The sequence below is a fragment of the Thioalkalivibrio sp. XN279 genome (assembly GCF_011089885.1).
GTDB lineage: Bacteria > Pseudomonadota > Gammaproteobacteria > Steroidobacterales > XN24 > XN24.
This window is the reverse complement of the sequence record NZ_JAANBD010000025.1, coordinates 115,702-128,969: the sequence shown is the minus strand read 5'-3', so window position 1 is coordinate 128,969 and position 13,268 is coordinate 115,702. Positions and strand designations below refer to the sequence as shown.

General features: G+C 68.9%; 10 protein-coding genes. 4 read left to right on the top strand and 6 right to left on the bottom strand.

Features of this window, described 5'->3' with window-relative positions:
* The first annotated feature begins 162 nt into the window (after positions 1 to 162).
* Positions 163 to 1,326 (top strand): saccharopine dehydrogenase family protein, encoded by a 1,164-nt coding sequence (locus G8346_RS05385; RefSeq protein ID WP_166048958.1) that lies wholly within the window; start codon positions 163 to 165, stop codon positions 1,324 to 1,326.
* Between the two features lies 1 nt (position 1,327).
* On the top strand, positions 1,328 to 2,845 hold the full coding sequence (locus tag G8346_RS05380) for an aldehyde dehydrogenase family protein (protein ID WP_166048956.1): 1,518 nt from the start codon (positions 1,328 to 1,330) through the stop codon (positions 2,843 to 2,845).
* On the opposite strand, the gene G8346_RS05375 is transcribed toward G8346_RS05380, so the two are convergent.
* Entirely contained in the window at positions 2,846 to 3,343 is a 498-nt protein-coding gene (locus G8346_RS05375; protein ID WP_166048955.1) for an asparaginase domain-containing protein, read from the bottom strand. It abuts the gene before it with no gap.
* A gap of 90 nt (positions 3,344 to 3,433) precedes the next feature.
* Between G8346_RS05375 and G8346_RS05370 the strand changes: the two genes are divergently transcribed.
* Both G8346_RS05370 and G8346_RS05365 read left to right on the top strand, forming a co-directional pair.
* Positions 3,434 to 4,855, top strand: coding sequence for a nodulation protein NfeD (locus G8346_RS05370; protein WP_166048954.1), 1,422 nt, complete (start codon positions 3,434 to 3,436; stop codon positions 4,853 to 4,855).
* A gap of 1 nt (position 4,856) precedes the next feature.
* On the top strand, positions 4,857 to 5,648 hold the full coding sequence (locus G8346_RS05365) for a slipin family protein (RefSeq protein ID WP_166048953.1): 792 nt from the start codon (positions 4,857 to 4,859) through the stop codon (positions 5,646 to 5,648).
* A gap of 10 nt (positions 5,649 to 5,658) precedes the next feature.
* On the opposite strand, the gene G8346_RS05360 is transcribed toward G8346_RS05365, so the two are convergent.
* From G8346_RS05360 to G8346_RS05340, 5 genes are all read right to left on the bottom strand, one after another.
* Positions 5,659 to 6,594, bottom strand: a complete 936-nt coding sequence (locus G8346_RS05360) for a DegV family protein (RefSeq protein WP_166048952.1) — start codon at positions 6,592 to 6,594, stop codon at positions 5,659 to 5,661.
* 55 nt (positions 6,595 to 6,649) lie between these two features.
* Positions 6,650 to 10,309, bottom strand: a complete 3,660-nt coding sequence (gene hrpA / locus G8346_RS05355) for an ATP-dependent RNA helicase HrpA (RefSeq protein ID WP_370520553.1) — start codon at positions 10,307 to 10,309, stop codon at positions 6,650 to 6,652.
* A 73-nt stretch (positions 10,310 to 10,382) separates the two neighbouring features.
* Positions 10,383 to 11,171: a nucleoside triphosphate pyrophosphohydrolase gene (gene mazG / locus G8346_RS05350; RefSeq protein WP_166048951.1), complete on the bottom strand. Its 789-nt coding sequence runs from the start codon at positions 11,169 to 11,171 to the stop codon at positions 10,383 to 10,385.
* A complete protein-coding gene (locus tag G8346_RS05345; protein WP_206202596.1) occupies positions 11,168 to 11,788 on the bottom strand; it encodes a CoA pyrophosphatase in 621 nt (206 codons plus the stop codon). Before G8346_RS05345 ends, mazG begins: the two co-directional genes overlap by 4 nt.
* Positions 11,785 to 13,173, bottom strand: a complete 1,389-nt coding sequence (locus tag G8346_RS05340; RefSeq protein WP_166048950.1) for an aspartate ammonia-lyase — start codon at positions 13,171 to 13,173, stop codon at positions 11,785 to 11,787. Before G8346_RS05340 ends, G8346_RS05345 begins: the two co-directional genes overlap by 4 nt.
* Positions 13,174 to 13,268: the final 95 nt, after the last annotated feature.

The following is a 13,268-nucleotide window of genomic DNA, read 5'->3' as shown; positions in this document are numbered from 1 at the left end:
GTAACCATTAATGCCGCAGTGCAAAAGCCCGGGGCGCGGCAGTCCGGCTGGCGCGCATGCGGCTGAGCCGCGATAATTGGCGCACACGCGAGCCGGGTCGTCCGACCGGGCTCTTTGAACACCGGGGTCGGCACGGGGCCGGCCCAGCCTGGGGAGCACCACATGCATCGAGTTCTCGTTCTCGGGGCCGGCAAGATCGGGGCCCTGATTTCCGGCCTGCTGGCCGAATCCGGCGATTACCACGTGGCCCTGGCCGACGTGGACGCGGTGGCCGCGGCCGCCGTGGCCAAGGCGCACGGCCTGCCCAACGTCCAGGCCTTCGGCTTCGACGCCACCGATCGCGGCGCGCTGGACGCCCACCTCGACGCCCATCCGGCGGACGCCGTCATCTCGGGCCTGCCCTACTTCTGCAACGTGCCGGTGGCAGAGGCCTGCCGTCAGCGCGGCATGCACTACTTCGACCTCACCGAGGACGTCGCGGTCACCGAGCAGGTCCGCACCATCGCCGCCGGCGCGGATACGGCCTTTGCGCCGCAGTGCGGCCTGGCGCCCGGCTTCGTCAGTATCGCCGCCAACGAACTGGCGCAACATTTCGACGACCTGCGCACGGTGAAGCTGCGTGTCGGCGCCCTGCCCCAGCATCCCAACAACGTGCTGAAGTACTCGCTGACCTGGTCCACCGACGGCCTGATCAACGAGTACGGCAACATGTGCGAGGCCGTGCAGGACGGCGAAGTGATCAAGGTGCTGCCGCTCGAAGGCCTGGAGGAGATCGAGATCGACGGCACCAAGTACGAGGCATTCAACACCTCGGGCGGCCTTGGCTCCCTCGCCGACTCCTGGCGCGGCCGCGTGAGCAAGATGAACTACAAGACCATGCGCTACCCCGGGCACTGCAACCAGATGCGCCTGCTCATGAACGGGCTCAAGCTCAACCACGACCGCGACACCCTGAAGCGCGTCCTCGAGAACGCCGTGCCGCGGACCCTGCAGGACGTGGTCATCGTCTACGTGTCGGTCGTCGGCAAGCAGGACGGCGAGCTGCGCGAAGAGAACTACGTCAACAAGATTTATCCGCAGGTCATCGCCGGTCGGCTGTGGTCTGCCATCCAGGTGACGACGGCCGCCGGCGTGTGCGCCGTCACCGACCTGGTGCTGGCCAACCCGGGGCAACACCGGGGGTTCGTGACGCAGGAGAGTTTTCACCTCAGGGACGTGCTCGATAACCGCTTCGGGCGCTACTACGCACACGGGGGCACCTACGAGGTGTCGGCCCGCATGATCGCCACTGGCGCCGTGGGGCACCAGCGCGCAAAGGGAGACTGACATGCACGAGATCCTGAAGAGCCTTGGCCTGGAGGACGAGAACTCCGGCGCCTGGGCCGGCGGCCGGGAACTGCCTGGCCGCGGTCGCAAGATCGATTCGTTCAACCCGGCCACGGGAGAGCGCATCGCGAGCATCCGCACCGCCTCGCCGGACGAGTACGAAGAGATCGTCGGCAGCGCGAAAGAAGCGTTCCACCTCTGGCGCGCGATGCCCGCGCCGCAGCGCGGCGAAGCCGTGCGCCTGTGCGCCGAGGCGTTGCGCCGGCACAAGGACGCGCTGGGCAGCCTGGTCAGCCTGGAGATGGGCAAGATCAAGGCGGAAGGCGACGGCGAAGTGCAGGAAATGATCGACATCGCCGATTTCGCCGTCGGCCAGTCGCGCATGCTCTACGGCCGCACCATGCACTCGGAGCGCCCGGGCCATCGCATGTACGAGCAATGGCACCCGCTCGGCGTGGTCGGGATCATCAGCGCCTTCAATTTCCCGGTCGCGGTATGGAGCTGGAACGCGTTCATCGCCGCGGTGTGCGGGGACGTGTGTATCTGGAAGCCGTCGCCGAAGACGCCGCTGTGCGCGCTCGCCGTGCAGAAGATCTGCAACGAAGCGCTGGCCGGACACGACTATCCGCCGATTTTCAACCTCTTCATCGAAGGCGACGTCGCCATGGCCGAGGCCTTCGTCGACGACCCCCGCGTGGACCTCGTCTCCTTCACCGGCTCGACGCCGGTCGGACGCAAGGTGGGCGAACGCGTGGCCGCCCGCATGGGACGATCGCTGCTCGAGCTCGGCGGCAACAACGCCATCATCGTGGACGAGAAAGCCAACCTCGAGCTGGCGGTGCCTGCCATCGTGTTCGGCGCCGTGGGCACGGCGGGGCAGCGCTGCACCACGACGCGGCGCGTGCTGGTGCACGAGAAACTGTTCGACGAGCTGGCGCATCGCCTGATGCATGCCTACCAGCAGGTCAAGGTGGGCGACCCGCTGGACGCCGGGACCCTGATGGGCCCGCTGATCGACGGCGACGCCGTGCTGCGCTACGAAGCGGCGATCGAAAAGGTCATCGTGCGCGGCGGTCGCGTGCTGACCGGCGGCCACGTCATCGAGGGCAAGGGCCATTTCGTGCAGCCGACCATCGTCAAGGCCAGCAACGAGTGGGACGTGGTGCAGGAGGAAACCTTCGCGCCGATCCTGTACCTGATCCCGTTCCACCACTTCGACGAGGCCATCGCCCTCAACAATGCCGTGCGCCAGGGGCTGTCCTCCGCCATTTTCACTGACGACCTGCAGGCCGCGGAGCGCTTCCTCTCGGCCACCGGCAGCGACTGCGGCATCGCCAACGTCAACATCGGCACTTCGGGCGCCGAAATCGGTGGCGCCTTCGGCGGTGAGAAGGAGACGGGCGGCGGGCGCGAGGCCGGCTCAGATGCGTGGAAGGCCTACATGCGGCGCCAGACCAACACCATCAACTTCAGCCACGAGCTGCCGCTTGCGCAGGGCATCAAGTTCGAGCTGGACTGATCAACCGTCGAGGCGTTCGAAGCGGTTGAGCCCGCGGTTCTTGCGCACGTGGTCCCAGGGGAAGACCTGCCCGCTCATGGCGATCCAGACGCCGGGCGGGCAGGTCTGCACCGCCGCGACCGCCATGCCGATGTTGAACACCGCGTCGGAAGCCTGGAAACGCGCCGGGCTGAGCGCACCGGTCATGACAATGGTCTTGCCCGGTATGCCTGCCAGAACCTTCGCGGTCTCCACCATGGTGTCCGTGCCGTGCGTCACTATGACCCGTGACTCGTCACGCACCTCCACGGCGGCACGGATTGCAGCGCGGTCCCGGTCGCTGATCTGCAGGCTGTCCTTGCGCATCAAGGGCACGACCTCGAAGTCATAAGTCACGCCACCGTCGCGCAGGATCTTGGCGACCACGGTCTCGCCCACCTCGAAGCGGCTGGCCTCGTCGAAATAGACCTTGTCGATGGTGCCGCCGGTGCTGAGAAAAACGATACGGTTGGATGCCATTTCCGCGCCTGCCGCCGCCTGGGGCCGCAAGTATATCGCCGCCGCGGAAGGCGTGTGGCACCGGCCACGCGCTGTGGTTAACATGGGCCCATGAACACGCTGCGCGCCCTCCTCGTATCGGTGCTCTGCCTGGTCGCCGTCGCGGCTCTCAGCCAGCAGGCGGCTGCACCGCCCGACGGGGCCGGCACGGGGCGCGCAGTGCTGCTGGAAATCAACGGTCCGCTGGGACCCGCCACCAGCGATTACGTGGTCCGCGGCATCCAAGAGGCCGCAGCGCAACGGGCGCAGCTCATCATCATCCAGATGGACACGCCCGGCGGGCTCGACAGCGCCATGCGCGACATCATCAAGGCCATCTTGAGCTCGCCGGTCCCGGTCGTGACCTGGGTGGCGCCCGGCGGCTCACGCGCGGCCAGCGCCGGCACCTACATCCTTTATGCCAGCCACGTCGCGGCCATGGCCCCGGCGACGAACCTCGGTGCCGCGACCCCGGTGCCCGTGGGTGGCGGCCAGCAGCCCGCGCCCGGGGAGCCCCCGGCCGACCCCGGCGACGACGCCTCCGGCCAGGGCGAGAGCGAGGGCGTGGGCGCGGACGACACCGAGCCCGCCCCTATGAAGGGCGGCCCCGAAGCCAAGGCGGTGAACGACGCCGTCGCCTATATTCGCAGTCTTGCGGAGCAACGGGGTCGGAATGCCGACTGGGCGGAGCGCGCGGTGCGCGAGTCGGCGAGCATGACCGCCGAGCGCGCGGTGGAGGAAAACGTCATCGACCTGGTCGCCGCCGACATGGGCGAGCTGCTGCGCGCCATTGATGGCCGCACGGTGTCCACCGAAGCCGGCGACGTGGTGATCCAGACCCAGGGTCTCGCCGTGGAGAGCGTTCAGCCCGACTGGCGCACCGAGTTGCTGTCCGTGATCACCAGCCCCACCGTCGCTTACATGCTGCTGCTTGCGGGCATCTACGGTCTCATTTTCGAAGGTTACAACCCCGGCGCGATCGTGCCCGGCGTGGTCGGCGCCATCTGCCTGCTGCTGGCCTTGTACGCCTTCCAGATCCTGCCCGTGAACTACGCCGGCCTGGCCCTGATCGTCCTTGGGGTCCTGATGATGATCGGGGAGATTTTCGTGCCGAGCTTCGGCGCGCTGGGGATAGGCGGCATCATCGCCTTCGTGGTCGGGTCGGTGATCCTGATGGACACCGACGTGCCGGGCTTCGGCGTGCCGCTGGCGTTGATCGGTTCCATCGCCCTGCTCGGCGGCAGCGCGGTGATGGCCATCGTCTGGTTCGCCGTACGGGCCCGCAACCGACCGATCGTGAGCGGGCGCGAGGACATGCTCGGCGCCGAGGCGGTGGCGCTGGACGACTTTTCCGGCACCGGGCTGGTGCGCGTGCACGGCGAGCTGTGGAACGCCCATGCCGGCGCACCGGTGAGCCAGGGACAGATCCTGCGGGTCAAGGCGATGCACGGCCTGACCCTGGAAGTGGAAGCGGACGAATCCAAGGAGAACTGACATGTTTAGCTACTTCACCACGCTGCTCCTGGCCGGCGTCCTGCTGCTGCTCATCAGCGCGATCAAGATTCTCAAGGAGTACGAGCGGGGCGTGATCTTCCAGCTCGGTCGCTTCTACAAGGTGAAAGGCCCGGGACTGATCATCGTCATCCCGGTCATCCAGCAGATGGTCAAGACCGACCTGCGCATCGTGGTCATGGACGTGCCGACCCAGGACGTGATCTCCAAGGACAACGTCTCGGTCAAGGTCAACGCCGTGGTCTATTTCCGCATCGTCGATCCCGAGCGCGCCATCATCCAGGTGGAGAATGTCTACGAGGCCACCAGCCAGGTCGCGCAGACGACCCTGCGCTCCGTGCTCGGGCAGCACGACCTCGACGAAATGCTTTCCGAGCGGGACAAACTCAACTCGGACATCCAGGGCATCCTGGACCAGCAGACCGACAACTGGGGCATCAAGGTCACCAACGTGGAGATCAAGCACGTCGACCTCGAACAGAGCATGATCCGGGCCATCGCCCAGCAGGCCGAGGCCGAGCGCTCCAGGCGCGCCAAGGTCATCCATGCGGAGGGCGAAAAGCAGGCCTCGCAGATGTTGCTCGAGGCGGCGCAGATGCTGGCCCGCGAACCCCAGGCGATGCAGCTGCGCTACCTGCAGACGCTGAGCCAGGTGGCCAGCGAGAAGACCAACACCATCGTGTTCCCGCTGCCGCTCGACCTGGTCGCACCGCTGCTCGACCGGCTGCCGTCTCGCCCCGGCGACAAGGCGCCGGAGCAAGCGCCGCGGGCTTGAACCCCGGGCGCTACTCGGACGCTTCGAGCCACCCTATGGAAAAAGCGCCCGGTCCGAGCCGGGCGCCCGCTCCGGCGCCCATCACCGCAAGGTGCATGTCCAGTTGTGCGCTGACCGCGGCCGCCTCCAGTTCCTGGTAGGCCTCCATCTTCCGGATGACCCGCGGGTCGCCGCCGAAGCTCAGCACCAGTGCGGGCGTACCCAGGCCGCGCGCGATCGCCTTGCGGGCCTCATCCATGGCCTGGGCGCACGCCGCCGCGTAGCCGCGCGGGCGCGCCACCACCTGCTGCACGCCGCGGGAAAGCTCGATGATCGGACGCACCCCGGCGAGTTCGGCGAGCAGGTACTCGCCGCGCCCGATACCCTTGCCGCGACCATCCATCCCCCGCCGCCGCAAGTACCACGGGTCCCCGGGCACAAACAGGCACCGGACGCGCTCCAGCTCGTCCCGCACGGTGAGCCGGATCTTCTCGAAGCCTTGCCTGCCGTCCTCGAGCAGTTCCAGGGCACGACAGAGCACAACCCCTTCGCCGGCGCCGAGGCTGCGGCTGTCCAGCACGCGCAAGGCGAAGCTTCCGGCGCGGTCCGCTGCGTCGCGGCGCTCGCGGTAGGCCTGCAGGATGGCGTAAGACGCTTCCGTCGCGTGGGCGTGCATGTCACTGAATTCAGCCGCGGCGCTGATGACCAGCACGCGGTCATAGTCAAGCACCAGTTCCTGCAGGAAGATGTCACGGATCTCGGCCGTGCTGGCAGCGTTCACTCTCGCCTCGACCGAGCGATCCGCAATGAAGCGCCGATACAGCATCATGGTCTGCTCGGGATCGCGCTCGTCGATCCAGGTGCGGCTGCCGAGTTCGAGCACATGCGGCAGGATGCGCACGCCGTGGCGCTCCAGGCATGCGTCGGGCAAATCGCAGCTTGCATCGACGACGAATCCGACACGCATGGTCAGTCTCTGGGCTCGGACATGCCGGGATTGTCCGTGCGGCGCACCGCGTGCGTCAATTCGCGGGCCGCAACCCGGCCTGCAGCTCCCGACACTTCTGCCACTGGGCCTCGAGCCGGGCGTGCGAAACTTTCTCGCGCACGCCCAGCGCCTGGGCGAACAGCTGCACCCGATACTCTTCCAGCATCCAGCGGTACTGCCTGAACGCAGCGGCCGCGGCCGGATTGCTCCAGCGTGCCGCGGCGCTTTCCGCCAGCCGCTCGCGATGGGGCCGCAGCTCCAGCACCTGGCGTGCTTCGCCCTTGCCCAGCGCCAGCCTTTCCATGCGGGCCAGGACGGCCTTCAGGTAGCGCGGCAGGTCGTCGAGTCGCTCCGGCGGCGTACTCGCCAGGAAACCGGGGTACACGAGCTCGCGCAGCTGCCCGTCGATGTCTGCGGCCGCCTCGGCCGCCCCCGGGCCGACCAGGCCGCGTTCCAGCCTCGACCTGCATTCGTCGTGGAGCTCCAGCACCTGCACCGCCGTAGCCAGCAGCTGCTCGGCGTCCGGCATGATCCGGGCCCGGCCGGCGTCAAGACACGCCTGCAATCCGGCTTCGTCCCGTGGCAGCTCGGCATCGGCACCAAGGAATACGCGCGCGAAAGCCGCAGTCACGAGGTCCTCGGCCAGGTCCCGGGCCTGCGCCAGGCCGCGTCCGCGCAGCAGCAGGGCGTGCTCGCCACGCGCTCGCTGCAGCAATGCACGCTGCTGCTGGGGCAACGCCAGCAGCAACAGGCGCAACACGCCGTGGCGATGGTTCTCCGCGGCCTCCGCGGCAGTCGGGAATAACCGGCAGGACACCGCGCCGCCGTCATCCTGCAGCGCGGGGAACAGGCGCTGCACGGTGCGGCCGCGTCGCACTTCGACTTGCTGCGGCATCAGCCCGCAGCTCCAGCGGCGCAGGCCCTGGCCGGACCACTCCGCGACGGCTCCCTCGGTCACAGCCCCGGCCGCCGGCGCGAAGGCCCGCTTCAGTCCGTCGAGGTCGCGCGACGCACCCAGTACTTTGCCGTCGCCGTCGGTCACCTCGACGCGAAAACGCAGCCAGGGCTCGAACTCGAGGCCGCTCCAGGTCTCGGGCGGCACCTCGAGGCCGGCGTCGCGGCGCAAAGCCTCGGCCAGCGCTGCACGCAGCAGGCCCTGCCCTGGCTGCAGCATGGCGAGGCAGGCACGCGCATGATCCGGGATCGGGACGATGCGGCGCCGGGCCGACTTGGGCAAGGCCCGCAGCATGGCGACGACTTTCTCTTCCAGCCAGCCCGGCACCAGCCAGTCCAGCCGGTCTTCACTGAGCAGCGGCAGGAGATGACGCGGCACCTGCACGGTCACGCCGTCGTCCTCGGCGGCGGGATCGAAGCGATAGCGCAGCGGCAAACGGTTGCCGTCGCACTCCAGCACGTCGGGGAAGTCCTCCCCGCGCGGCAGCGGCGCGCCGCTCAGCAGGTCGTCCAGGGACATGTACAAGAGCCGCGGCGCATCACGCTCGGCACGCTTGCGCCAGCGCTCGAACGCCGCGGTTGAGCAGATCTCTTCAGGAACACGGGCCGCGTAGAACGCCGCGATGGCCGCATCGCCTGCCAGCAGCTCGCGCCGGCGCAGCTTCGCCTCGAGCGCCTGTACCGTCCGCACCAGGGCGCGGTTGTGCGCCAGGAAAGCGCCCCTGGTGCGCAGGCGCCCGGCCGCGAGGGCGTCACGCAGGAACACTTCCCGCGCCCCGGCCCGGTCCACGCGCGCGAAATCCACCCGCCGGTCGGTCGCCAGCACCAGCCCGAACAGCGCCGCCTGCGCGCGCGCCGCGACGAAACCGCGCGACTCCTGCCAGTGCGGGTCCGACCAGCTGCGCCGCACCAGGTCACCCCCCGCAGCCTCGATCCATGCCGGTTCGACCGCCGCGGCCATGCGCCCCCAGACGCGGGCGGTCTCCACCAGCGCAGCCACCACCACCCAGCGGGGCGGCTTTGCCGCCAGGGCGGAGTCCGGAAACAGGCGGAAGCGCAAATTGCGCGCGCCCTGGTACTCCCCCTTCTCGTCGAGCCGGCCGATGTGCGACAGCATGCCGCTGAGAATGGCCCGATGCACGGCGGCGTAATCGGCCGCCACCTCGTTGCGGCGCATGCCCATCTGCGCGGTGAGCTCGAGCAACTGGCGGTGCACGTCCTGCCACTCCCGCAGGCGCATGAAAGACAGGAAATGCTCACGGGCCCAGCGCCGCTGCGCGCTGCCGGAGTCGTGCCGCCGCCGCTCCTGCCAGGCCTCCCACAGCCGCAACAGGCCGAGAAAGTCCGACTGCTTGTCGCGGAACAAGGCGTGCTTCTCGTCCGCCTGCGCCGCGGTCTCCGCCGGACGCTCGCGCGGGTCCTGGATGGACAGGCCGGCGGCGATGACCAGCAGCTCCGCGACGCAGCCCAGCCGACCGGCCTCGAGCAGCATGCGCCCGAGACGCGGATCGACCGGCAGCCGCGCCAGGCGGCGTCCCAATGCGGTGACGCCGCGGCGCTCGTCCACGGCGCCCAGCTCGCGCAGCAACCGGTAACCGTCGTTGATGAAACGCCGGTCCGGCGGATCCATGAACGGGAACTCGCCGATCTCGCCCAGCCCGAGCGTCTCCATCTGCAGGATGACGCTGGCGAGGTTGGTGCGCCGGATCTCGGGATCGGTGTACTCCGGCCGCGCGTCGTGATCGCTCTCCTCGTAGAGGCGGATGCAGACGCCTGCAGCTTCGCGTCCGCACCGGCCGCGACGCTGCCACGCGCTGGCCTGGGAGATCGGCTCCACCTGCAGGCGCTGGATCTTGGAGCGATAGCTGTAGCGACTGATCCGGGCCAGCCCGGAGTCGACCACGCAGCGAATACCCGGCACGGTGAGCGAGGTCTCCGCGACGTTGGTGGCGAGCACGATCCGGCGCCGTCCGTGCGGCTGAAAAATCCTGTCCTGTTCGCCCGCCGAGAGCCTGCCGTACAACGGCAGCACCTCGGTGTTGGCCGGGTGGTGCTTGCGCAGTGCTTCCGCGGTCTCGCGAATCTCCCGCTCCCCGGGCAGGAATACCAGGATATCGCCGGGCAGGCCGCCGGACTCTGCCGGGCCGCGCAGTTCGTCCACCGCCGCCAGGACGCCGTCCTGCAGTCGGGCCTCATCAGGGTCCGCAGGCGGACGATAACGCACCTCCACGGGGTACGAAGTGCCGCCCACCTCGATCACCGGTGCGCCGTCGAAGTGCGCGGCGAAGCGCGCCGGCTCGATGGTGGCGGAGGTGACGATGAGCTTGAGCTCCGGCCGACGCGGCAACAGCTGCTTCAGGTAGCCGAGCAGGAAGTCGATGTTGAGGCTGCGCTCGTGGGCCTCGTCGATGATGATGGTGTCGTAGCGCCGCAGCAGCGGGTCGCTGCGTATCTCGGCCAGCAGGATCCCGTCGGTCATGAGCTTGAGACGACAGTCCGGCCCGGTACGATCGTTGAACCGCACCTTCCAGCCCACCAGCCGGTCTCCAGCCGGCCCGAGCTCCGTGGCGACCCGCGCCGCCACGGCGCGCGCCGCGATGCGACGCGGCTGGGTATGACCGATCATGCCGTCGCGGCCGCGACCCGCAAGCAGGCAGATCTTCGGCAACTGGGTGGTCTTGCCGGAGCCTGTGGCGCCGCACACCACGACGACCTGGCTTTCCTCGAGCGCTGCGGCGATCCGCTCGCGTTCGACCGAGACCGGCAGCTCGGCTGGGAATTCCAGGCGCGGCGCCAGGTCCGGCGCGGGGGTCTCAGCGCCCAGCTTCCGACTCCTTGACCTCGTTCCAGAGGCGTTCCAGCGTGGCGGCGTCGACCTCCTCCGGCGTCTTCCCGTCGGCTGCGAGCCGCTCCTCTATGCGGCGAAAGCGCCGCTCGAATTTCAACGCCGCACGGCGCAGCGCGCTTTCGGCGTCAACGTCGAGGTGCCGGGCCAGGTTGACCATGGTGAACAGCAGGTCGCCGAATTCCTCCTCCACGGCTTCCGGTGCGTCGCGGCGTTGCGCGATGGCCACGGCCAGCTCGGTCCGCTCTTCGTCGAGCTTCTCGAGCACCGCCGGGGCATGCGGCCAGTCGAATCCCACCCGGGCCGCCCGCCGCCCCAGCTTCTGAGCGCGCGCCAGCGCCGGCAGGTTCACCGGGACGTCGTCCAGCGCGCCCTGGCGCCTGGCGGCGCGCTCACGGGCCTTGTGGGCCTCCCAGGCCTCGGTCTGTGCGGCGGCGTCGGCCACCTCGGCTTCACCGAACACATGCGGATGGCGGCGGCGCATCTTTTCGGCGAGCTCGCCCGCGACGCGGGCGAAGTCGAAGGCGCCCTGCTCCTCCGCCATGCGCGCATGGAACACCACCTGGAACAGCAGGTCGCCCAATTCCTCGCGCAACGCCACCAGGTCGTTGCGCTCGATGGCGTCGGCGACCTCGTACGCTTCCTCGATGGTGTAGGGCGCGATGCTGGCGAAATCCTGCGCCACGTCCCAGGGACACCCGTGCGCGGGATCGCGCAGGCGGGCCATGACCTCGAGCAGTTCTTCCATCTGCTTCATTCGCCGTACCCCCGCAGGATGTCGCGGAAATTCACCAGCATGGCCGCGGTCGCGCCCCAGATGAGGTGCTCTCCCCAAGGCATCTCGAAGAACGGCAGCTTCACGCCCATGAAACGCTTGTGACGGAGCTGCATGCTGCCGGGATCGAGCAGCACCTCGAGCGGCACCTCGAAAGCCTCGCTGACCTCCGTGGTGTCCGGGTGCGGCTGGAACTCGCCTGCGACGAAACCCACCACCGGCGTGACGGAGAAGCCGGTGATGGTCATGTAGTTGGGCAGGTAGCCGGCCACCTCGACCAGCTCCCCGGACAGTCCTACTTCCTCGCGAGCCTCGCGCAAAGCGGCCTGCAGGGGACCCGTGTCCGTGGGGTCCAGCCTGCCGCCGGGGAAGCTCACCTGCCCGGCGTGGTGCCGCAAGCCGGGCGCCCGCACGGTCAACAGCACCGTCAGCCCCTGCGGCCGCTCGATGAGCGGCACCAGCACTGCCGCCGGGACGAGGCGCGCAGGCCGCAATCGCTCCAGCGCCGGCGGCAGGTCGCCGGGCACCCCGGGAATGCGGTAACGCTCCGGGGGCGCCGGGCTGGTGCCGGCAAAGCACCGCGCGATCAGCTGCCTCACTTGCGGATGCCGCCCTCCGTCAGCCCGGCCGGATCCAGCAGGCGCGCCAGCTCGTCCTCGCCGAGGTCCGTCATCTCCAGCGCGACCTCGCGAATCGGCCGTCCTTGGGCGTACGCCTTCTTCGCCGTCGCCGCACCGAGCTCGTAGCCGATCACGGGGTTGAGCGCCGTCACCAGGATCGGGTTGCGCTCCAGTGCCGCGCGCAGGTTGTCCTCGTTCACGGTGAACCCGGCGATCGCCTGGTCCGCCAGCACGCGCGCCACGGCAGCCAGCACCCGCAGGCTGTCGAGCAGCCGATCGGCGACCAGGGGCAGCATCACGTTGAGCTGGAAACTGCCGGACTGGCCTGCCACCGTGATGGCCGCATCGTTACCGATCACCTGGGCAGCCACCATCGCCGTAGCCTCGGGGATCACGGGATTGACCTTGCCCGGCATGATGCTGGAACCGGGCTGCAGCGCCGGGAGCGCGATCTCGCCGAGCCCCGCGAGCGGGCCGCTGTTCATCCAGCGCAGGTCGTTGGCGATCTTCATCAGGCTCACCGCCACGGTCTTCAGCTGGCCCGAAAGCTCGACCGCGGTGTCCTGGCAGCTCAGGCTCTCGAAGTAATCCTCGCTCGGCCGGAATTCGACACCGGTGCGGCCGGCCAGCTGCGCGGCGAACCGCGCGCCGAAGTCGGGGTGAGCGTTGATGCCGGTGCCGACTGCTGTCCCGCCCTGTGCCAGGCGGCATAGCCGCGGCAGGGTGCCCCGCACCCGGGCGATGCCGGAGCGCACCTGGGTCGCCCAGGCGCCGAGTTCCTGGTCCAGGCGCACCGGCATGGCATCCATCAGGTGCGTGCGGCCGGTCTTGACGATGTCGCGGCAGGCGACCGCCTTCTTCTCGATGACGCCGGCGAGGTGGTCGAGCGCGGGCAGCAACTCGCCTTCGACCGCAAGGGCCGCGCTGACGTGGATCGCGGTGGGAATGACGTCATTGCTGCTCTGGCCCATGTTGACGTGGTCGTTCGGGTGCACCGTTGCGCCCGCGATCCGGCTGGCCAGGGTGGCGATGACCTCGTTCGCATTCATGTTGGTGCTGGTGCCGGACCCGGTCTGGAACACGTCCACCGGAAACTGGTCGTCGTGCCGGCCTGCAGCGACCGCCGCCGCGGCCTCGCGGATCGCAGCCGCCACTGCGGGCTCAAGCAGCCCGAGTTCCTCGTTCGCCCCGGCCGCCGCCCACTTCACCAGCCCGACCGCCGCGATGAACCCCGGAGGCATGGCACGCCCGCTGACCGGGAAGTTCTGCACGGCGCGCTGGGTCTGCGCACCCCAGAGCGCGTCTGCCGGCACCTTCAGCTCCCCCATGCTGTCTTTCTCGATGCGATATTCCTGCGCGCTCATGCGCTTCCTCCAAGCTCATAATTGGTAAGAAGACAATCGTTCAACTATTTGAAATACAGCTTATTTATTAAGACGAAACCATGTCGCGGCCGGAC